Annotated in this window: 21 protein-coding genes; 17 read left to right on the forward strand and 4 right to left on the reverse strand. The window is 37.4% G+C overall.

Going from position 1 to position 22,051, the window contains the following annotated elements; all coding sequences use genetic code 11:
- The first annotated feature begins 72 nt into the window (after positions 1-72).
- A complete protein-coding gene (locus BN3107_RS04645) occupies positions 73-1,092 on the forward strand; it encodes an NADH:flavin oxidoreductase/NADH oxidase (protein WP_058306462.1) in 1,020 nt (339 codons plus the stop codon).
- A 109-nt stretch (positions 1,093-1,201) separates the two neighbouring features.
- On the forward strand, positions 1,202-1,954 hold the full coding sequence (gene hisA / locus BN3107_RS04650; RefSeq protein ID WP_058306463.1) for a phosphoribosylformimino-5-aminoimidazole carboxamide ribotide isomerase: 753 nt from the start codon (positions 1,202-1,204) through the stop codon (positions 1,952-1,954).
- A 62-nt stretch (positions 1,955-2,016) separates the two neighbouring features.
- On the opposite strand, the gene BN3107_RS04655 is transcribed toward hisA, so the two are convergent.
- Both BN3107_RS04655 and BN3107_RS04660 read right to left on the reverse strand, forming a co-directional pair.
- On the reverse strand, positions 2,017-3,270 hold the full coding sequence (locus BN3107_RS04655) for a diguanylate cyclase domain-containing protein (protein ID WP_058306464.1): 1,254 nt from the start codon (positions 3,268-3,270) through the stop codon (positions 2,017-2,019).
- An 814-nt stretch (positions 3,271-4,084) separates the two neighbouring features.
- A complete protein-coding gene (locus BN3107_RS04660; protein ID WP_058306465.1) occupies positions 4,085-5,644 on the reverse strand; it encodes a catalase in 1,560 nt (519 codons plus the stop codon).
- Between the two features lie 136 nt (positions 5,645-5,780).
- Here BN3107_RS04660 and BN3107_RS04665 point away from each other — a divergent pair, with 136 nt between their 5' ends.
- Together BN3107_RS04665 and BN3107_RS04670 are read left to right on the forward strand one after the other, a co-directional pair.
- Positions 5,781-6,572 carry a carbon-nitrogen family hydrolase gene (locus tag BN3107_RS04665; protein WP_058306466.1) on the forward strand — a complete coding sequence of 264 codons (792 nt, stop codon included), beginning with the start codon at positions 5,781-5,783 and terminating at the stop codon, positions 6,570-6,572.
- Between the two features lie 7 nt (positions 6,573-6,579).
- Positions 6,580-7,752, forward strand: a complete 1,173-nt coding sequence (locus BN3107_RS04670) for a pyridoxal phosphate-dependent aminotransferase (protein WP_058306467.1) — start codon at positions 6,580-6,582, stop codon at positions 7,750-7,752.
- Between the two features lie 342 nt (positions 7,753-8,094).
- On the opposite strand, the gene BN3107_RS04675 is transcribed toward BN3107_RS04670, so the two are convergent.
- The gene (locus tag BN3107_RS04675; RefSeq protein ID WP_058306468.1) at positions 8,095-9,555 is read right to left on the reverse strand and encodes a Na+/H+ antiporter NhaC family protein; all 1,461 of its coding nucleotides are present in this window, start codon (positions 9,553-9,555) and stop codon (positions 8,095-8,097) included.
- Between the two features lie 219 nt (positions 9,556-9,774).
- Between BN3107_RS04675 and BN3107_RS04680 the strand changes: the two genes are divergently transcribed.
- From BN3107_RS04680 to tnpA, 11 genes are all read left to right on the forward strand, one after another.
- The gene (locus tag BN3107_RS04680; RefSeq protein WP_058306469.1) at positions 9,775-10,773 is read left to right on the forward strand and encodes a permease; all 999 of its coding nucleotides are present in this window, start codon (positions 9,775-9,777) and stop codon (positions 10,771-10,773) included.
- A 12-nt stretch (positions 10,774-10,785) separates the two neighbouring features.
- On the forward strand, positions 10,786-11,703 hold the full coding sequence (locus BN3107_RS04685; protein WP_058306470.1) for a TIGR03943 family putative permease subunit: 918 nt from the start codon (positions 10,786-10,788) through the stop codon (positions 11,701-11,703).
- Positions 11,704-11,716: 13 nt separating this feature from the next.
- A complete protein-coding gene (locus BN3107_RS04690) occupies positions 11,717-11,995 on the forward strand; it encodes a hypothetical protein (RefSeq protein WP_058306471.1) in 279 nt (92 codons plus the stop codon).
- A gap of 304 nt (positions 11,996-12,299) precedes the next feature.
- The gene (gene ureA / locus BN3107_RS04695) at positions 12,300-12,602 is read left to right on the forward strand and encodes an urease subunit gamma (RefSeq protein ID WP_058306472.1); all 303 of its coding nucleotides are present in this window, start codon (positions 12,300-12,302) and stop codon (positions 12,600-12,602) included.
- Positions 12,603-12,613: 11 nt separating this feature from the next.
- Positions 12,614-12,964, forward strand: a complete 351-nt coding sequence (gene ureB, locus BN3107_RS04700; RefSeq protein WP_058306473.1) for an urease subunit beta — start codon at positions 12,614-12,616, stop codon at positions 12,962-12,964.
- 15 nt (positions 12,965-12,979) lie between these two features.
- The gene (gene ureC / locus BN3107_RS04705; protein WP_058306474.1) at positions 12,980-14,695 is read left to right on the forward strand and encodes an urease subunit alpha; all 1,716 of its coding nucleotides are present in this window, start codon (positions 12,980-12,982) and stop codon (positions 14,693-14,695) included.
- A gap of 11 nt (positions 14,696-14,706) precedes the next feature.
- Positions 14,707-15,150, forward strand: a complete 444-nt coding sequence (locus BN3107_RS04710) for an urease accessory protein UreE (protein WP_058306475.1) — start codon at positions 14,707-14,709, stop codon at positions 15,148-15,150.
- A complete protein-coding gene (locus BN3107_RS04715) occupies positions 15,092-15,817 on the forward strand; it encodes an urease accessory protein UreF (RefSeq protein WP_058306476.1) in 726 nt (241 codons plus the stop codon). The genes BN3107_RS04710 and BN3107_RS04715 overlap by 59 nt, the downstream gene beginning before the upstream one ends.
- 16 nt (positions 15,818-15,833) lie before the next feature.
- Positions 15,834-16,451, forward strand: coding sequence for an urease accessory protein UreG (gene ureG, locus BN3107_RS04720; RefSeq protein WP_058306477.1), 618 nt, complete (start codon positions 15,834-15,836; stop codon positions 16,449-16,451).
- Complete coding sequence (locus BN3107_RS04725; protein ID WP_058306478.1) at positions 16,452-17,219, forward strand: urease accessory protein UreD; 768 nt, start codon at positions 16,452-16,454, stop codon at positions 17,217-17,219.
- A gap of 184 nt (positions 17,220-17,403) precedes the next feature.
- The gene (tnpA, locus tag BN3107_RS04730; protein WP_058306479.1) at positions 17,404-17,874 is read left to right on the forward strand and encodes an IS200/IS605 family transposase; all 471 of its coding nucleotides are present in this window, start codon (positions 17,404-17,406) and stop codon (positions 17,872-17,874) included.
- Between the two features lie 158 nt (positions 17,875-18,032).
- Here tnpA and BN3107_RS04735 read toward each other — a convergent pair whose 3' ends face one another.
- On the reverse strand, positions 18,033-18,932 hold the full coding sequence (locus tag BN3107_RS04735) for a sensor domain-containing diguanylate cyclase (protein ID WP_058306480.1): 900 nt from the start codon (positions 18,930-18,932) through the stop codon (positions 18,033-18,035).
- Positions 18,933-19,922: 990 nt separating this feature from the next.
- Here BN3107_RS04735 and BN3107_RS04745 point away from each other — a divergent pair.
- Both BN3107_RS04745 and BN3107_RS04750 read left to right on the forward strand, forming a co-directional pair.
- Entirely contained in the window at positions 19,923-21,473 is a 1,551-nt protein-coding gene (locus BN3107_RS04745) for a sodium:solute symporter family protein (protein ID WP_058306482.1), read from the forward strand.
- 3 nt (positions 21,474-21,476) lie between these two features.
- Positions 21,477-21,713 carry a hypothetical protein gene (locus tag BN3107_RS04750; RefSeq protein WP_058306483.1) on the forward strand — a complete coding sequence of 79 codons (237 nt, stop codon included), beginning with the start codon at positions 21,477-21,479 and terminating at the stop codon, positions 21,711-21,713.
- Positions 21,714-22,051 lie beyond the last annotated feature (338 nt).

Genomic DNA, 22,051 nt, shown 5'->3' on the forward strand with positions numbered 1-22,051 from the left:
CATGATTCACTTTATATTTATTGGTATACTTGTCTATGGTAATTGAAAAAGATAAGGGGGATACCTTTAAATATGAATACATTATTCAGTACATTTCAAATAAAAAATCTTGAATTAAAAAATCGAGTAGTGATGCCTCCAATGTGTCAATACTCTGTTACAAAGGAAGACGGAACTCCAAATGGTTGGCATTATACGCATTATGTAAGTAGAGCAGTAGGTGGTACCGGTCTAATTATTGTTGAGATGACAAATGTCGAACCAGATGGACGTATTTCTAATAATTGCTTAGGCTTGTGGTCAGATGATCAGATTCCTGTTTACAAGCGAATCGTGGATGCTGTACATGAGAATGGTTCCAAAATAGCGATTCAAATTGCACATGCAGGACGCAAAGCGGAAGATGCAGAGACACCTGTTGCTCCTTCAGCAATTCGTTTTAGTGATAAATATAAGGAACCGCGTGCGTTGACTACGGAAGAAGTAAAAGAAATGGTCGAAAAATTCCGGTTAGCGGTTCGCCGTGCCGTCAAGGCTGGATTTGATGCGATTGAATTACACGGAGCACATGGCTATTTAATTCATCAGTTTCATTCCAATTATACCAATAAACGTGAAGATGAATACGCGGAACTGACGCGCTTTGGTCAAGAAGTGGTCAAGGCTGCTAAAAGTGAGATGCCCAAAGATATGCCATTGATTATGCGGATTTCTGCAACGGAGTTTGTGGAAGAAGGATATGTTTTGGAAGAGGGAATTGATATCGCAAAAGCATATAAAGAAGCAGGGGTCGACATGCTTCATATTAGTGCTGGTGGAGAAGGTGCCATTTCTCCTAATCGGAATCCGGGTAGCCATGCAGGTTATATGATTCCTTTTGCGCGAGCGATGCGTGAAGCACTTCAAATACCTGTAATTGCTGTAGGTCGCTTAGAAGATGCCCATTTAGCAAATGCCCTCGTTGGGAATCAAGACGCCGATTTAATAGCAGTCGGTCGTGGTATGCTTCGTGACCCATACTGGGCAATACATGCTGCACATGAGTTAGGTGATGCAATTGACGTACCTGTGCCATATCAAAGAGGATTCTAAAAATTAGGACATGGAGAAAGACGTCTGTTTCAATAAAACGACGTCTTTCTTTTTTTTGAAAACTATTCTAAAATAAGGCTATAAAAGCTAGAGAAAGGTAAGTGATACCATGGAATTTAGGCCATGCATTGATTTGCATCAAGGTAAAGTCAAACAAATTGTGGGTGCGACATTAAATAAGGAAAATCAAGAAGTAATTGAAAATTATGTATCAACTTATGATAGCAGTTATTATGCTGACATGTTCAAAAAGGATAAGCTTAAGGGTGGTCATGTCATCATGTTAGGCGAGGGTAATAAAGATGCAGCGATTAAAGCTTTACAATCTTATCCTGAAGGGTTACAGGTTGGCGGTGGTATAAATGCAGAAAATGCCGAAGAATTTCTTGCAGCTGGTGCATCACATGTGATTGTTACCTCTTATATTTTCCATGATGGCGAGTTAAAGATGGATCGTTTACAACGATTAGTGGACAAGATCGGGAAGGAAAAGCTTGTAATTGATTTAAGTTGTAAACAAAAAGATGGAAAATGGTATGTAGTAACCGATAAATGGACGAGATTTAGTAAGATTGAAATTACTCCTTCTACTATAAAAGATTTAGAGAATTATTGTGATGAGTTTCTTGTCCATGCTGCCGATGTGGAAGGGAAGCGAGGTGGTATCGCAGAAAATCTAGTAGAAATCTTAGCGGATGCTGTTTCGATACCTACTACCTATGCAGGTGGAGTAAGCTCGATGAAAGACCTTGAAAATTTCAAAGAATTATCAAGAGGTAACCTGAATGTTACGATAGGTAGTGCCTTAGATATATTTGGTGGTGATCTATCGTATCAAGAGGTAGTAGAATATTGCCGATAATGTTTCAGTGAAAATGTAACTATTAGTGGGAGTCTGAATCTCCCACTAATGTAAGTCTGTGTTTAACCTTTCGCAAGCTGAAACTTACTTTTACCTTCTGCTTTAGCGATATACATTGCTTGATCGGCCTGTTTAATTAAAGTTTCTATATCAAGGCCATTATCAGGGTATAGACTTATACCTACACTAAAGCTTATGGCGATCATATTACCGTCGATTATAATAGGCTTATCGAAGGAACTTCTAATTTTTTCTGCTAGCTTTTCTGCCATTTGTTTATCCGTTTTTTTAGAAAGAATAATAAATTCATCCCCACCATGCCTTGAAACAAGTACTCGATCGGTCAAAGTATCTGTTAATATTTCAGCTATTTTTTGTAATAAGCGATCACCTACCTCATGACCATATTGATCATTAACCATTTTAAAATCATCTAAATCTAAAAAAAAGATTGCAAACTTCTCTTTCTTTGTAGTGTTTTTTTGCATAAGGCGTTGAAAATGATGTTCTAATAAATACCGATTTGGTAGTTTCGTGACAGGATCATGAAATGCCATCTCATACATTTGATATTGCAATTGTTTATTGCGCAACGCGATTGCTATGGTAATGATAAAGATAATCAAATATACAACAATTAAGGTATTTAACATCACGGAGGTATCAATCGAAAAAGTAATATCATAAAAAATGGTAGTATGTTGATGTGGCACATTGTATAGCGTGTAAGATTCCATGGCGACATAATGCATTAGACTTATAGCTAATCCTAATATAATAGCGATTGGCAATTGATAAATATATAAATATTTATCGGGTACTTTGCTAAAAACATATATTGCTGCAAATGCACCACTAATAGCAATCAAGATCGACAGCAAGACAATTGAGATATCGTGTTCCATATATAAATCATAATGAACAGCGTACATACCTATATAGTGCATGGAGGCAATACTTAGCCCCATTAATATACTGGAAATGCTCATAAAAGATATATTGCTTTTCTTCCAAAGTACAATACGAAATGCGATAAGAGACCCAACGACTGCTACAACTAATGACAAAATAGTCGCAATTAAATTAATGCGAAGGTTATAATCACCGATGCCGCTAGCTATCATGCCTGTGAAATGCATCGACCATATACCTAAGCCCATCGTAATTGCTGCGAGTAGTATAAGGTTCTTCTTTTTGACTCTTAGAGATGTTCTAGCAATTCCAATTAGTTCAATTGTAGTAAATGATGCAAAAATGGCTATTAATATTGATAAGATAACGATAAAATAGTTGTAATTCATTGGTATCGTAGTCATGTTTTTATCTCCCTAGATTTATCTATACTAGTTAAATGTACTCACAAATGATATATACCCCTTTTTATATAAAGCTTAAACTAGATAATTATTCCACAAATTAAAATAGGATGGGTCAAAAGAATTCTATAATTAAAAAAATCCAAACGATTAGACATTGAATCATTTGGATTTTGATGCATAGTAGGAAGATACTAGGCAATAAATGATGTGGTAATTTTTACAGTAACTATGAGCGTACCAACCGCTACGGCTTGCCCACTTCACTTTCCGGGGGGCATGCTCTTCAGCTAACTTTGAAAAGAAAAACACTTTTCAAAGTGGATCTTCAGATCATGCTAATCCCCAAGGAGTCGAAGTGGACGCCTGCGCTAATTTGATATTCTACAACGCTAGCATGAGGTTGCATTATGATATTACTTTCATGTGAAAAATTCGTTTATTGGAGTAACAGGCTCAAAATGTTAGCTGTCACAATAGTTGTAGAACCATTATATTAGCGCAGGCCGCCCACTTTCACTCCTGTGGGAACGTTTTGCCTGAAGATCCACCTTTTTTAGCGTTCTTTGCTAAAAAAAGTTAGCTGAAGGGAAAACCCCACTGCATAGAAAACACTACGAAAGCTTGCTTGAGTAGATGTTGCACTTGTGCCCGTGGTAAAAGGGAAGTGGGCAGCCGGAGCGGTTGTTAACCAGTTAAAGAAATTTCAAAATTACTACATCATTTATTGCGCAGTATCCTAATATTGCGCAATAAACCTTATTGTATTGTTCGTATTTGGTGTTAAGAAAATTGGTTGTTTCTCAAGCTCCTTTTAATATGGATCAGATGGGTGTCCCATACTTTCAGCTCGCATAGCATCATCCATTTTTTCTGATTGAGAATTACTACTGTCTTTTAATCCCTTTTCTATTCGTGCACCGTAGTCCTGGTCACATTCATAACACATCTTCACCATCTGATCTTTGATCTCTTTTCGACATCCTGATAATGCAGATACAAGGTTTTTTATTAATTCTTCTTGTTCCCATTCATCTAATCTTCGGTACGTTTCACCTGCTTGTCCAAAATTATTTTCACGAGAAATTGCTGTGCGTTGTAATTTTCCTTCTACATAGGGTTTATGCTCAACGCCAGGGTTTTTCGCTTCCTTTAAACCAGCTATTATCGAAGGTTCATAATCGACATGTGGATTTTTAAATTCTCCGTAATCTTGTCTGAAATCCATCTGTCCACCGGTTTGGTTGGTAGCTACTTTTTTGTGTGGTCGATTGATCGGTAATTGTAAATAATTCGCACCGACGCGATAACGTTGTGTGTCAGAATAGGAATAGGTTCTGCCTTGCAATAATTTATCATCTGAAAAATCTAACCCATCTACCAATACTCCTGTCCCAAATGCAACTTGTTCTGTCTCGGCATGAAAGTTATCAGGATTCTTGTTTAATACCATTTTTCCAACCTTATGCCATGGATGGGTATCTTTGTACCATATTTTTGTAGGGTCTAGTGGATCATAGTCTAATTCAGGGTGTTCACCGTCCTCCATTATTTGCACATATAATTCCCATTCGGGATAATCCCCATTCTCAATTGCTTCATATAAATCTTGTGTAGCATGATTAAAGTTAGTAGCTTGGATTTTATTTGCTTCCTCTTGTCTTAAGTTTTTGATACCTTGAACAGGCTCCCAATGATATTTAACAAGCACAGCTTTTCCTTCTGCATTAATCCATTTATAGGTATGCACACCTGAACCTTGCATATGACGATAGGTCGCAGGAATGCCCCACGGAGAATAGACAAAAGTAATCATGTGCATTGCTTCTGGCGATTGACTTACAAAATCAAACATTCGCTCTAGGTTCTGTATATTTGTAACAGGATCAGGTCGAAAAGCGTGGATCATATCTGGAAATTTTAGTGGATCGCGGATAAAGAATATTTTTAGGTTGTTGCCAACAAGATCCCAATTCCCATCTTCAGTATAAAATTTCACTGCAAATCCTCGAGGATCCCTTAAAGTCTCAGGAGAATGTTTACCGTGAACGACGGAAGAGAAGCGAACAAAGACAGGTGTTTGAACATCGGTATTAGTGAATACTTTAGCTCTTGTATACTTTGAAATAGGATCACCATCTACTGTTCCGTAAGATTGAAAATGACCATGTGCCCCTGTGCCACGTGCATGAACAATACGTTCTGGAATTTTTTCGCGATCGAAATGACTAATTTTTTCTAAAAAATCATAATTTTCAAGTGTCATCGGACCACGATTACCAACAGTTCTTACGTTTTGATTGTCTGTTACGACATGTCCTTGTTGATTGGTTAATGTTTCTTTCCCGTGATTTGGTTTGCTTTTTTTATCCATTATGTAACCTCCTTGTAACTAGTCCTTTCCATTATTCCCATCCTAGTAAAGGTTATGTAATCAATCATGTGCTTCCTCGCTCGCTAATCTCATTGATATGTTTTACAATGGGAGAAAAGTAGAAGTAGGTGTTCAGATGAAATATATGATTTATCAAATGGATGTAGTGGTCGCTAGTCCAAAAGAAAATCAAGAAAAAATAGAAAAATGGGTTGAAACAGAAGTGACTAAAAGCAAGCCAGACACGATTGTTTTGCCTGAAATGTGGAATGCAGGCTATGCATTAGACCAGTTAGATGAATTAGCAGATGACAATGGCAGAGTAACGATTCCATTTTTGCGTAATTTAGCTAAAAGACATCAAATCAACATTATTGCTGGATCGATCGCAAATAAAAAAGGTAAAGACATTTACAATACGAGTTATATTTTTAATCGCACAGGGGACTTGGTCTATGAATATGACAAAATCCATCTTGTGCCGATGTTAGATGAACCAAAATTCTTAAATGGTGGCGAGCAAAAAGCAAAAGTATTTGAACTAGATGGCGTCAAAATGGGTGTGATTATTTGTTATGACTTGCGTTTTCCGGAATTAATGCGTTCATTGGCATTACAAGGGGCAGAAGTCATTCATGTTGTCGCCCAATGGCCAACATCTAGAAAAGAACATTGGAAATATCTGCAGCATGCACGTGCGATTGAAAATCAATGTTATGTTATTTCAGCCAATAGCAGTGGAACATGTAATGGCACGGACTTTGCGGGAGAATCATTTATTATAAATCCTTCTGGTGAACTTGTTCAGTCTGGACCACCAGAAAAAGAGGCCACGGTTGAGACTAGCATTGACCTATCGATTGTCGAAGAAATCAGAAGCAATATACCTGTCTTTACTAGTCGGGTACCACACCTTTACGGGGAGTGATTTTGTTATGGAATTTGAATATGCAGAAGCTCTGAAACGACTACCGGAACAATTTTTTGCTAAATTAGTAAAAACGACTCAAGCACTGATGAAAGAAGGACATGATGTCATCAACCTTGGTCAAGGAAACCCAGATCAGCCGACACCTGAATTTATTGTGAAAGAATTACAAGAGGCGAGTGAGAATCCAAAGTTTCATAAATATTCGCCATTCCAAGGTTATCCTTTTTTAAAAGAGGCAATTGCCGACTTCTATCAAAAGGAGTATCAGGTCGATATTGATCCGACAACAGAAGTAGCCATATTATTTGGTGCAAAAACAGGACTGGTCGAAATAAGTCAATGTTTGTTAAATGAAAATGATAAAGTGTTAGTACCAGATCCAGGCTATCCCGATTATATGTCAGGGATTGCCCTTGCCAATGCATCGCCTATAGATATGCCTTTATTAAAAGAAAACAGCTTTTTACCAGATTATCAAAAAATAACAGATGCAGATTTGAATGATTCGAAATTAATGTTTTTAAATTATCCGAACAACCCAACAGCAGCGACAGCAACAAAGGAATTCTTTGATGAAACGATTCAAATCGCAAACAAACATCATATTTGTGTGGTACATGATTTTGCATATGGGGCGATAGGGTTTGATGGAAATAAGCCTCAAAGTTTTCTCCAATCTAAAGGCGCTAAAGATGTGGGGGTTGAAGTTTATACATTATCTAAAACATTTAATATGGCGGGATGGCGTGTAGCATTTGCTGTCGGAAATCCTTCAGTTATTAAAGCATTAGAATTAATTCAAGATCATTATTATGTCAGTATTTTTGGTGCGATTCAAAAAGCTGCCAAAACAGCATTGGATAATGGACAAGTAGCTATTGAGGAGTTAAACGAGGTCTATCAGAGAAGAAGAGATGCCTTTTTAACGAATGCAGAAAAGATTGGCTGGTATGGTGGAACAGCTAGTGGTTCTTTTTTCGTCTGGATGCCAACACCAAAAGGATTCTCGTCTGAACAATTTGCTGAACTTTTATTGGAAAGGGCACACGTCGTTGTGGCACCAGGTAATGGATTTGGTGAGTCAGGTGAAGGTTATGTTCGAATTGGACTGTTAGATAACGAGGTAAGGTTACAAGAGGCATGTGAAAGAATAGAGAAATTACGATTATTTAAGTAGTGATTTGAATCAAAGATGAATGAGGTTGTTCTTAATTAAAAAATCAACACAATAAAAGGGAGCTGCGACATATTTGCTTATAGGTTTTCTTCACGGGAATTGGTTTGCTGTTGACGGGAATTATAATATTCTTCACGGGAATTATGCTTTTTTCCCGTGAAGCAGAAGATAATTCCCGTCAAGAAGAAGAGGATTCCCGTGAAGAGAGAATGAATTCCCGTCAAGCGCGAGTAAATTCCCGTGAAGAAGAAAGTGCTTCCGTATCTAACAAAATTTATACTCATCAATGATGTCGCCTTTTATGTCTAATTAAAGCATTCTTTCCCCAAATCACTTTGTTTTTCATGCTTTAGGCGGTTGCTTTAATTCCTCTCCATTTTTACCTTGATAACGTAGGCCCCACCCTGTAAGTGCTGCGATTAGCATTACAATTACTAGGAACCATCCTTGAAACACAAATGGAAAAACGGCCGTCGGTGAAACAACAGGCAACCATTGATAGGTTTCTTGCATCATAGAAATTGTGGACCAGCCAAGTAAAACCGGTGCGCCCCAAGGAAAAATATAACCGAGTGCAGATGTAATGGCATCCAGCATATTTGCTCTACGGTAACTATGAATCTTGTACTTTTCTCCGATTTCTCGTACAAAAGGAGCAGCGGCAATTTCAGCTGCTGTATTAATCGTGATCGCACTATTTAGTAATGCAACAATTGCCCAAATCGAAACTTCAGCTCTTTTTACAGAGTTTTTAATCCATTTGACTAATGTAGATGTGATAACATCCATTGTTCCACCTAAACGTAATAAATGCGCTGCGGCGACAATTAACAGAATGAGGATCGCCATATTCATGTAACCGACAATTCCGTTAATCAGCGCTCCTTCCACAATAGTGTCCGAATCAGGATTAAAACGAATCACATCACTGAACGTCCCGACTGGAAAAAGTACTAACATTAATACTGCCACTAAAATGCCCCACGTTAGGGATGTAATAATGTGATGTCCAGAAATCGCTAGAAACAAGACAATAATAAAAGGTATCAGCATCAAAAGTCCATTTGGGCTTGTGGTGGCTTCTAAACTATTTTGATTTTCAAAAGAACCACCACCACCAAAAATGACGAATAAAATAAGTGTAGGGATCGCTGCAGAAACAGCATACTTAAATCGACTACGGACAACTCCAGGTACATCCGCACCTTGGGTGGTTGCTGAAACGATCGTGGTGTCAGATACAGGTGCAAGGTTGTCCCCAAATACTGCACCAGCTAGGATCGCTGCGAATAAAATTGTCGGATCAGCTCCTGTTGCTACTCCAGCTGGGAACATTAATGTACAGAAAGCAACTGTTGTTCCATACCCTGTTCCAACTGCTGTTGAGAAGATAGCTGCTAATATAAAAGTTAAACCTACGAAAAGTCCACCTGTAAATCCAGTGATGGTACCAATCCATACCAGACCTTCAACAAGTCCACCAACCTGAAGCACTTGAGCAAACATACCGGCATAAAACCATGCCACCATTGCTATCACGCCTATTGGCTGAGCTAATCCTTCAAATAATCCTTGGGCATAATCCGCCCATTTACTTTTCGAAAAGAATAAACCTAAAGTAATCCCGAAAATAGCCCCTAAAACGAGTCCAATTTCAGAAGATAATTGCAATACACTCGTAGTTATCGCCCATATTACAAAAACTAATAACGGAATAGCTGCGCCAAAAGCACCTAAACGGAAGTCCAATTTATTTATTTTAGAACTGCCTGTTGCACGTGAAAGTTCACCTTCTTGTTGCATATAAATCCTCCTTCAATCAAATAAAAGCCTTAAATATTGTAACATATTTAGATCAAAACATAATTGCATTTTTTCATTTTTTGCTGTTTATTCAGTAAGAAATATCATGGGAAGAAAAAAACGGAATGATTACGATTTAATCCTGTGATTTACTTCTATTATTAAAAAACGATTCATATAGATATTAATAGATTAGTATATAAAGGAGCAAGTTAAGCTATGAAAAAAAGTGTACCATCTATTATTATTGATACGGCAATTTTATTACTATTTGGTATGGTCGTTTATGTAATAGGTTTTAGTGATACCTATAAAATAAATGGCTTATCAAATGATTTGTATCAGCTCAACACTATATTTTTAAGCATTTTGATTGAAGCTTTACCATTTGTATTAATCGGTGTACTGATCGCCGGATTTATTCAGATGTTTATTACAGAAAATCAACTAAAGAAATGGATACCAAAAAATAGGTATGCAGCCATATTTATGAGTTGTGTCGTTGGCGGGTTATTTCCTGCTTGTGAGTGCGGAATAGTTCCTATTGTCAGGCGTCTGATAGATAAAGGTGTCCCTATTTATGCTGGTGTAGGATTTTTATTAACAGGACCATTGATAAACCCTATTGTTATTTATTCCACATATATGGCATTCGGAAATGACTTAGAGATGGCTATATTACGGATGGGTGTGGGGTTTATTATTGCCTTGATAATTGCTGTTTTAATCAGTTTCTTATTCAAATCCAATCAATTAAAGACAACGACTACCTCCATGACAAGTTGTAATGATCATACAGACCGTCAATCATTGCTTGAAAAATTAGGAAAAACTCTTATACATGCGGTAGATGAATTTTTTGATATGGGAAAATATCTTATTATTGGTGCGTTTTTAGCTTCTTTTGTACAAGTTTATGTCTCTACCAATCTGTTAGTGAGTTTAGGGGATGATCAATTCACGTCGCTTGTAGTGATGATGAGCTTAGCCTATTTGCTTTCATTATGTTCAGAAGCTGATGCATTTATCGGAGCATCTTTTTCTAGTATATTTCCTAGAAGTGCTATCCTTGGATTCCTTGTTTACGGCCCTATGATCGATTTGAAAAATACTTTGATGATGTTAAGTGTCTTTAAAACCAAATTTGTTATTATTTTTGTCGGGATTGTGTCGATAACTGTGTTTCTTACTATCAGTCTGTTGACAATTGTTTTGTAGGAGGGGAAGTTAATGAAAATCAATGGGCAACAACTAGGTCGTGCCATTATTTTAATATTTTTCACTGTGTTTATCTTTCAATTACATGTAAGTGAGGATATACTAAAATTAATTAATCCTAAATATGAGTCGTTAAGTAAAACTGGAGCGGGGTTATTTCTCGTATTATTTTTGGCTCAGATGCATAGAGTATTTACCTTTAATGAAAAAGAGGACAATCATCAACACCACCATCACGAACACGATCATTTTCACGATCATGGTGATCAACCTTTAAACGTTAGGAAGTTGATTAGTTATAGTGTGATTATATTTCCACTATTCACAGGTATACTAGTCCCTTTATCAAGCTTAGATGCATCGATAGCAAAAAATAAAGGAGCAACATTATCAATTACAAATAATGCAGAAAAGTCCGCAAAAGAAAACGGTGCTCAGAATCAAGAAGACCAACAAACCGAGATTGACCATAATGCGATTGATCCAAATATTTATAAAAATAAAATTTCTAATAAAGACTATGATCAATTACGTGAAAATATTGTAAATCAAAACCATATTATGATGGATGACACGCTTTTCTCGACCTATTATCAGGAAATAATGCAGAATGCTCAACAATTACAAGGAGTAGAAGTTACTTTATCCGGGTTTGTTTATCGGGAAGCGGATTTTAGTCCTCAACAATTAGTCATCGGACGATTTCTAGTTACACATTGTGTGGCAGATGCTAGTTTGATTGGCTTTTTAACAGAATTTGATCATCCAATGACAATAGAGGATAATACCTGGTTGGAAATAACCGGAACCATTGCATTATCGGAGTACCAAGGTACTGAACTGCCATTGATTCAAGTAAAGGACGCTACTGTAATAGAAGAGCCTGATCAGCCTTATGTTTATCCTGTAAATATCGAAATAATAGAATGAAAGAGGAATTGATGTGGGAATATTCTTTGAAGATGACCATCGTAAAAGATATCCAAAATCGAAACTATTTATGATAACGCAAAGTCTACTATTAGCAGCCATGATCGTTATTTTAATAGCAGCTATCATTCGTTCGGAGTATGGGTTTATTGGTATTGCTCCGATAATAGGCTCTGTTAGTATGATGATGGACGCTATTCATTATCATAAACATACGAACGAGTGGGATAAAAAGGATATCATAGTAGTTTTGATATTCTTTTTATCCGGTATTACATTGATTATCAAGTAGTAAGAATACAAATTAAATGAATTCTAGAAGATTTACATTAATTTAAAAGAGATGGACTGGGAACATACAACTATTTTCGTCAAGCAGGTGGATAATATATTTCACCTGCTTTTTTTGGTCATTAAAATACTCTTATAATTTTACTGATATGATTTTTCGTTAGTTTTAATAATCTGTTTATTATCAAAAGAAGATTAATAGTATCGTAAAAAGATATGTAAGAAAACCTCACAATACTTTAGTGGATTGTGAGTTGTCATGTTAGGGTTAACAATATATTAAAAGTAAATGGGGAGGAATAAAGGTGAAGCTTTCGCCCGTGGAACAAGAAAAACTGTTACTACACGTAGCAGGTGAACTAGCGGAAAAACGTAAGAATAAAGGAATAAAACTAAATTATCCAGAATCAGTTGCCTTAATTAGCTGTTATTTATTAGAAGGAGCAAGAGAAGGAAAGACAGTTGCTCAATTAATGCAAGAAGGAAAACATTTATTAACAGCGGATGACGTAATGGAGGGGATTCCTGAAATGGTGGAGAGTGTGCAAATCGAAGCAACATTCCCGGACGGAACGAAACTTGTTACGGTTCATCAACCAATCATTTAGGAGGTGTGGAAATGATACCAGGAGAATTAAAATTAGCTAAAGAAACGATCACTATTAATAAGGGAAGAAACACAAAAAAGATAAAGATTTCCAATCAAGGAGATCGCCCAATTCAAGTAGGTTCCCATTATCATTTTCCAGAGGTGAATCGTGAACTTGTATTTGATCGCTCAGAAACGATCGGCATGCGTCTCAATGTTGCTGCAGGTACAGCGGTGCGTTTTGAACCTGGCGAGGAAAAGGAAATCGAGCTTGTTGAAATAGCAGGTAATCTTCACGTATATGGACTTAATAATCTTACAAACGGAGCTACCTCAGAAAAAGAGAAGATTTTGCAAACGATAAAGGAAAAAGATTTTTAGAAAGGAGCGTAATCTATGAAACTATCACGTCAACAATATGCGGCCCTCTATGGTCCGACGACAGGTGACCAAATTCGTTTAGCCGACTCAGAAATATGGATAGAGGTTGAGAAAGATTATACAAGCTATGGGGATGAAAGTGTTTTTGGTGGTGGAAAAGTATTACGAGACGGCATGGGACAAAGCAGTACTAGAACAAGAGATGAGAATGTTTTAGATTTGATTTTGACCAACGCGCTTATCTTAGATTATACCGGTATTGTTAAAGCAGATATAGGTGTGAAAAATGGTCGAATTGTGGCGATTGGTAAGGGTGGTAACCCTGATGTCATGGAAGGTGTTACTGAAAATATGATTGTAGGAGCCTCAACAGAAGTAATCGCATGTGAAAATAAGATTGTAACAGCCGGTGCAATCGATGCTCATATTCATTTTATTAGTCCACAACAAATTGAAGTAGCATTAGCTGCAGGGTATACTACAATGCTAGGTGGGGGAACAGGGCCAGCAACTGGAACGAATGCAACTACCTGTACACCAGGACAGTGGAATATTCATCGCATGCTGGAAGCGGCAGAAGAATATCCGATCAATATAGGTTTTTTAGGAAAAGGGAACGCATCCACAGCAGCTCCCCAACGTGAACAAATAGCAGCAGGTGCAATTGGTTTGAAACTGCACGAGGATTGGGGCACTACACCGGCAGCAATTAGTCAGTGTTTGGCTGTTGCAGATGAAATGGATGTGCAAGTGGCCATCCATACCGACACGTTAAACGAAGCAGGTTTCCTAGAAGATACTGTGGCAGCAATTGGTGAACGGGTGATCCATACTTATCATACAGAAGGTGCTGGTGGAGGACATGCACCAGATATTATGAAAATTGCATCCTTACCTAATGTATTACCATCGTCGACCAATCCAACCAGACCATATACAGTAAATACCATTGATGAGCATTTAGATATGTTGATGGTCTGCCATCATTTAGATCATAATGTGCCAGAAGATGTGGCCTTTGCTGACTCACGTATTCGTCCAGAAACGATTGCTGCAGAAGATATCTTACATGACCTAGGTGTCATCAGTATGATTTCCTCTGATTCGCAAGCAATGGGGCGAGTTGGTGAGAGTATCACCAGAACATGGCAAACAGCCGATAAAATGAAGAAACAACGAGGTCTTTTACAAGAAGATCAGCAAGCCGCAAATGACAATACACGTGCGAAACGTTATGTTGCTAAATACACGATAAATCCTGCTATTACCCACGGGATGAATGAAGATATAGGGTCAATTGAAGTTGGTAAACTTGCCGACATCGTTATTTGGGATCCGAAGTTTTTCGGAACGAAACCAGAAACCGTGGTCAAGGGTGGAATGATTGCCTATGCACAAATGGGTGATCCAAACGCATCGATCCCAACGCCACAACCAGTGATGATGCGACCAATGTTTGGCTCTTTAGGTAAGGCGAAGTATCAAACTGCCATCACTTTTGTATCGCAAGCTGCCCTTCAAGATAAGGTGCATGAAAAATTAGGCTTGCAAAAAATAATTCGTCCAGTGCGAAATTGTCGAAATCTTCAAAAATCTGATTTACCTTTAAATGGATTCACACCGAAAATTGAGGTTGATCCAGAAACATATGAGGTAAAACTTGATGGAGAAGTGATAACTTGTGAACCATTTGAAGAAGTTGCGCTGGCACAAAGATATTATTTATTTTAGGAGGAGTCGTAATGTTAACGAAAGAAATTATTGGAAATATAGAAGAACAAACCAAAGATCATGCCAACCGTGAGTGGATCGAATTAGATTGGGACGAATTAAACAAACGAATTTTAAGAAAGACAACAGATAAAGGTACAGATGTGGCGATCTCACTTGAGGAAAAAGCACCATTAAAAGTTGGAGATATTGTTTATGAAGATGCTACAAAACAAATTGTAATTCGTACCAAAAAGGAAAGAGTTTATGTTGTCTATCCCTCTTCGATCATCGAAATGGGGAAAGCAGCATTTGAATTAGGGAATCGTCATACCCCGTGCTTAATTTCGGAATCAGAAATCGTGGTCCGCTATGATGAAACGTTAGAACGTCTATTTGATGAAGTAGGTGTAGAGTATGAAGCAACAGAAAGAAGATTTACAGAGCCCTTTAAGTACAGAGGCCATCAGCACTAAATTTTTGTACTTAATGCATATTCATGATTCGGCATTTCCGATAGGAAGCTATACTCATTCGTTTGGGATGGAGACGTTTATTCAGGCAGACACCATTGCTTCAAAAGAAGATCTATTTTCGTTTTGCAGCATGTATGTCCGAGAAAATGTTGCCTATACAGATGGGATTTTTGTTAAGGAAGCTTATTTGCAGGAGGAAATGCCTGCGTTAATTCGTTTAGAAAAAATCTGTGATGCCAGTAAAAATGCCGAAGAAACAAGGGAAGCTAGCAGTATGATTGGTAAGCAATTTCTAAAAGCGGTGTTACCAGTAAGTGAGGTCCCATCCCTTCAAGAATGGGAAAGACTCTTACATCAGAAAAAAGTGACCGCTCATTTTCCAATCGTCTATAGTTTGTATGCAAAAGAGATGAAATTTGATCTTTATACAACAATAATGACTTTTCTATATTCATCAACAGTCGGTCTTGTCCACAATGCTGTCCGAGCGATTCCATTAGGACAAAAGGCGGGAATTGAAGTGATTCATCGTTTAATTCCTGAGATAGAAAAGGCAACAAATCAAATTTTAAGGCGCTCATTAAAAGACCTTTCAAACCATGCAGTGGGATTGGAGTTAGCGTCAATGCAACATAAATATTTAACGTCAAGATTATTTATATCATAAGGAAGGGGAAAAGAAAATGAAACCAGTTATTGTAGGTGTTGGAGGCCCTGTAGGATCAGGGAAAACCTCTTTAGTAGAGAAGCTAACAAAGGAAATGGTGGAAAACTATAGTGTTGCGGTTATCACTAACGATATTTACACCAAAGAAGATGCGCAATTTTTGATTACACAAGGTATTTTACCTGAAGATCGGATTATTGGTGTCGAAACAGGAGGATGTCCACATACTGCGATCAGAGAGGACGCCTCAATGAATTTTGAAGCGATAGATGAATTGAAACGACGTTTTAATGATTTAGATATCATATTGTTAGAAAGCGGTGGAGATAATTTATCGGCAACCTTTAGTCCGGAATTAGTCGACGGTTATATTTATGTAATTGACGTGGCTGAAGGTGGCGATATTCCAAGAAAAGGTGGTCCAGGTGTAACGAGGTCAGATTTGTTGTTAGTCAATAAAATCGATCTAGCCCCATACGTGGAAGTAGACCTGGATAAAATGAAACTAGATGCGAAGGAAGCACGTAAAGAACGACCATTTGTATTTACCAATGTAAAAAAAGGTGACGGTATTCCAGAAGTGATCGAGTGGATTCAACATGCAATGCTATTAGAAGGAAGCGAACTATCTTAGATGGATGGTAAGCTTGATCTTTTATTTGGCAAGAGAAAAAACAAAACAATCATGAAGGATGTTTATTACCAACCACCTTTAAAAGCAAGCAGAGGACTATATGTGAAAAATGCTAGCGACTTAACCGTTTATTTGATGGAGTCATCAGGTGGTCTTGTCGCAGGTGACAGCAACGAATATAATGTTCAATTGGAAGAAGGTAGCACTATAACACTCCATCCGCAAGCAGCAACTAAAGTATATCCATCTTTCAATGGCCGACCGAGCTCGCAAAAAGTGAGTATTGAACTTGCAGACAGGGCTTCTTTATCATGGAAAACAGAAGAGGTCATACCGTTTGCTAATAGTAGTTTTCAAAGTCATACCAAAGTAGATATGAAACGGAATAGCCGTTTCTATTGGGAAGAAATACTATATCCTGGTCGAGAAAAACGTGGAGAGTCATTTACGTTCGAAAGCTGTCAAACGATGCTAGAGGTATGGATGGAAGAGCAATGCTTGGTATATGATCGAATACATTTTGATCCAAATATTCAGTCAATTCAACATCAAGGTGTAATGGGTAATTTTCAATATGTGGCAAGTATCTGGATAATCGATCACCAATTAAAAATAGATCCGGAGCATTGGAATCAATCATCTGCAGATCATCAAGTAAGTGTTACTAGTTTACGTGACATCGGTTATTTAGTGCGCTTTCTATCTAATGATTTACCTCGAATCAAAAATGAAATGGCAAGCATTAGTCAATATGTGGAAAGTAAGTAGCGGGGGGTTTTTATCAGCGGGAGTTTAATACTTCCGCTGATTTTTTTACGGTCTTGGAAAACCCCTGGCTATGCCGGGGGTTCCATAGAGCTTCTAGCGTAGGGGCACAAAAAAGCCTCTCTTCATGGTAAGATAAGGTTGGTTTCCCGACCACCAAATCTCACCAAAGAAGGAGGCATGTCCAATGCAGGACAAGAACAGTTTAGCACATACACAGTGGAGATGTAAGTATCATATAGTTTTTGCGCCAAAATATAGAAGGCAAATTATATATGGAAAATATAAAAGAAGTATTGGCAAAATAGTAAGAGAGCTTTGTGAAAGGAAGGGAGTTGAAATACACGAGGCACATGCATGCAGAGATCACATTCATATGTTAGTAAGTATTCCGCCAAAACTAAGTGTATCTCAATTCATGGGATACTTAAAGGGTAAAAGTAGTTTAATGATATATGATCGTCACGCCAATTTAAAATACAAGTACGGTAATCGAAAATTCTGGTGTCGAGGCTACTTCGCAGATACAGTGGGAAGAAATAAAAATCAAATACAAGAATATATTAGAAATCAGCTTAGAGAGGACTACATGAGTGATCAGTTGACCTTATTCGAAGAAATTGACCCGTTCACTGGAGAAAAACATAAGAAGAAATAAGAGATTCTTTTAGAATCAGTGAGTGAGTGTGGTGCAGAAGGGAAACCTATTCAGTGGGCCTTTTAGGCCGAGGCCGGTAATAGAGGCTTTCAGCCGCAGAGCAAACCACCAGTTCACACTGGTGGTTTTGATTGATAAGAATATAATAGTTGTCTCTATCAGTCACATACAGTTACATAGGTTGATTTTCCATTTTGTTTTGCTTTATATAGAGCAGAATCAGCAGTATTTAGTAGAGTATTAACTGGTTCATTTGTATAATAAACAATGCCTATACTTGCTGATATAGAAATTTTGGGTGTGTAGCTAGACCAATCACTAAGAGATTTTATTATATGTTTTGCGATAATTTGTGCTTCATCTATAGTTGCATGAGGCAGTATTACGATAAATTCATCGCCACCTAAGCGAACAAGCGCATCATTTTTACGTATGATTTGTTTCATACGATTGGTAGCTTCAATAAGTGTTTGATCTCCTATGTTATGTCCGTATGTATCATTGACGTTTTTAAAACCATCTAAATCGAGTGACATTACGATACCTTCCGTTCCCCAATTAGTAAAATGTTCAAATAGATAGTTTCGATTGAAGGTATTGGTAAGGTTATCAATGGTGGCTTGCCGTTCTAGCTCTATAACAAATGAAAAAAGTCGAGAGAATCGTTCTAATAGATCAATTGTTTTATGATTAAATTGGTTTTTCTCAGGATTAACAGCACATAATGTACCGAACATATCTCCATCTTTATAAAAAACAGGTACACCAACATAGGAACGAATATGTTGTTCTGCAGTTACATCAAGATCTTTTGTAAGATTATTTTTTGTTGAATCATTAATAAGTACTGGTTCTTGTTGGTCAAAAAAGATTTGTTGACAATAGGATTCGTTCATATCTACTGTTTGATTATTATATAATTCGATACCTGTTTGACTCTTATCAATTGTATGAATAATAGTAAACGTCGTGTCCGTCGTACGACCTAAAAACAATCTATTACCAGGTATGGCGTTGTTTACAAGCTCAAGTAGGTCGTTAAGCGCGTTATTATCCATGTCACCACCGCCTTTATGGAAATTCTAGTAATATCATACTATGTATTATAGTAGATCAAATATAATATCTCAAGAGAACCAAAAAGCAAAAGGGAATGATTCTGTAGCTTTACTGAATATAAGAAGGATTATGCGACCTAACTCTAGTTTCTAATTATGAGATTTGAGAACTGCGTAACAACCGCTTCGGCTTGTCGGCTTCCCTTTCCGCGGGTTTTTTTCCTCAGCTAACTTTTTAAGCAAAGTGCGCTTAAAAAGTGGATCTTCGGATAAAAACATCCCGCAGGAGTGGAAGCCGACGCCTGCGCTTTTTAATGCTCTACAACTCAAGCAAGAAAATTCAGGTCGGCGCATTTACTATTTCTCATCAATTTATCATTAGATTAGATTACATATCAATGTTAGCAATATAAGTTGATTTATTGTCTAAGTGTAACACTCCAAAATATTAGCATTTGCAATAGTTGTAGAGTTCCACTAGCGTAGGCGGCCACTTCCACTCGAGGCCACTGAAAAACATATTATGGAAATTATTTTCCCCACTTTAACCCCCGAAACACTATTGAAAATGCATATAATTCCCCACTTTCATATGATATTTAGTATGAATTTTGGGATTGTATTTTTATTGATTAAAAAGGAAGGGGGTTTTTCAGTGGCCTCCTTCCACTCCTATGGGATCGTTTTCCCTGAAGATCCACTTTTTCATGCGGTTTTTGCTTGAAAAAGTTAGCTGAAGGGAAAACCCCACGGAAGTGGGCAAGCCGAAGCGATTACCACGCACATACATCCTTTCAAAATTACCACTAGAGTTATCTCGCATGATCCTGCTTTTGTGAATTTGTTTTAATTTGCGAAAAAGTATGTTAGGTTTCCTGACATGGTGTTTGTTTCGTCAGATAATCTCCGATAACCTAATAGTTGTTAAATAATCTAACTATTCAAAAAGCTTTCCGGTGAGCTTCATTACAAAAAAATGGAGGAGCAATTATGTTATCATCAACAACGGGTTATCTGATATTACTAATATTTGGCGTGTTTTTTACAGGATTGACAATCGTCATGCAACGTCGCCGAAAAGAGAAAATGACAGCAGAACAATTTAGTACCGCAGGACGAAGTGTAGGAATTGGTTTAGCAAGTGCATCCATTATTGCAGCATGGACATGGGCAGCAACCTTAATGATGTCTTCATCAACAGGATTTCAGTATGGAATTAGTGGTCCCTATTGGTATGCAGCAGGTGCATGTATTCAAGTATTGCTTTTTGCAATTGTAGCGATTCACTTAAAGCGAAAAGCTCCTTTAGCACACACATTTTTAGAATTTGTTGGTAAACGATTTGATAAAAAGAATCACAAGTTAATGATGGGATTTGCGTTAATGACCAATATCATCGTAACAGCGATGGTTATTTTAGGTGGTGCGATTGCACTTAATTCTTTAACAGGGATGAACATTTATATCGCAGCCTTTCTTATCCCGTTAACATTCACTATTTACACGATGATTGGTGGTTTAAAGGCATCATTTATTGCCGATTATTTAAATACAGTTATGATCTTTGTGATTCTTACAATTTTTGCAACGGTTGTGTATGTAAAATTCGGTGTCGATACGGTTTATGAAGGATTACAGGCGATTCCAGAACAAAGTCAAATGCTTACAATGGCATCTGTACCAGGCTTATTCTTTGGGATGATAAATATCATTGGAAACTTTGGTACGGTATTTGTCGATCAATCCTATTGGCAGCGTGCGATCGCAAGTAAGAATAGCGCAGCATCAAAAGCATATATTTATGGTGGGATTGCTTGGTTTGCTATTCCATTTGCGATTGCAACGTTTCTAGGGGTTAGTGCAGCAGGACTTGGATTAAATATTGGCGATCCGGATGCTTCAGCTCCATTGATGGCACAACATTTATTAGGTTCTGTTGGTTCTATTTTGTTTTTAGTCATGCTGTTTATGGCAGTTATGTCAACTGGAGCTGCAGAGTTAACAGCGATAACCAATATTATAGTGACCGATATCTACCGTAAATCAATTAATCCACATGCAACAGGAGAAAAAACATTAAAAGTCTCACGTATCGTTACCTTAAGTTTCGGTTTAGCAATGGGGCTATTATCTATTCTACTTTTCAAAGTAGGGATCGGTTTAAGCTTTGTGTACATGGCCATGGGTATTTTCGTTAGTGGGGCCGTTATTCCGTTAACATTAGGTCTGATGTGGAAGAAAGCAACAAGCACAGGTAACTTTTATGGAGCATTAGCAGGAATGGTAACAGGTATAACTGTTTGGGTTATTACCGCTCAAGTACGATACGGTGAAATTTCGGTTGCTTCGTTAGGTGAATTGCATTCAATGTTATTCGGTAATGTCACGGTGTTTCTAGTCAGTGGTTTAATCGCAATTGGACATGGACTGCTTAGCAATCAAGAGTTTGATTTTGATTCGTTAAAAGATAAATTCCATAGTTTTGATGAGGATAAAAAAGAAGAATCTAACGATAGTGTTATGAAAAAGGAAGTGGTGTAAGCAATGGAAGATAAACAATTACTAAAAGATGCGAAACTTTGTACGAGATGGGCATTTGGTTTGACGTTTGTGTTTATTATTCTTTTTCCAGGAATCATGTTTATCACTGGTTATGAATATAGTTTGAATTTCTTCAAAGGATGGACATATTTAGCATTCACTTGGTTAATAATCGCTGGACTATACATAGCGATTCGCCCATGGGTGGAAATGTATATAGAAAAGAAACAAGCGAGTTAAAAATAAGAAACGGAGATAAATAATATTCTCCACTTAGAAAATTGAAACAATAAATCTTAATTAGCAAAAGCAGGAAAGTGCGACATTATTGTAGTGATAAGTATGAGATATTATGATTGCGTGACACTCGCTCCGGCTTGTCCGCTTCCTTTCCGCGGGTTTTTCCCTAAGCTAACTTTTTAAGCACAATTCGCTTAAAAAGTGGATCTTAGGGGAAAAACATCCCGCAGGAATGAAAGCGGACGCCTGCGCTTTTTTTCCTCTACAAAACAAATAAGAATAATCATATTGGCTTTATTCAATATAGCCTATGAATTTGTCTTTTGATTACTTGTCAT

It is taken from the genome of Gracilibacillus massiliensis, from assembly GCF_001458115.1.
GTDB lineage: Bacteria > Bacillota > Bacilli > Bacillales > Amphibacillaceae > Gracilibacillus > Gracilibacillus massiliensis.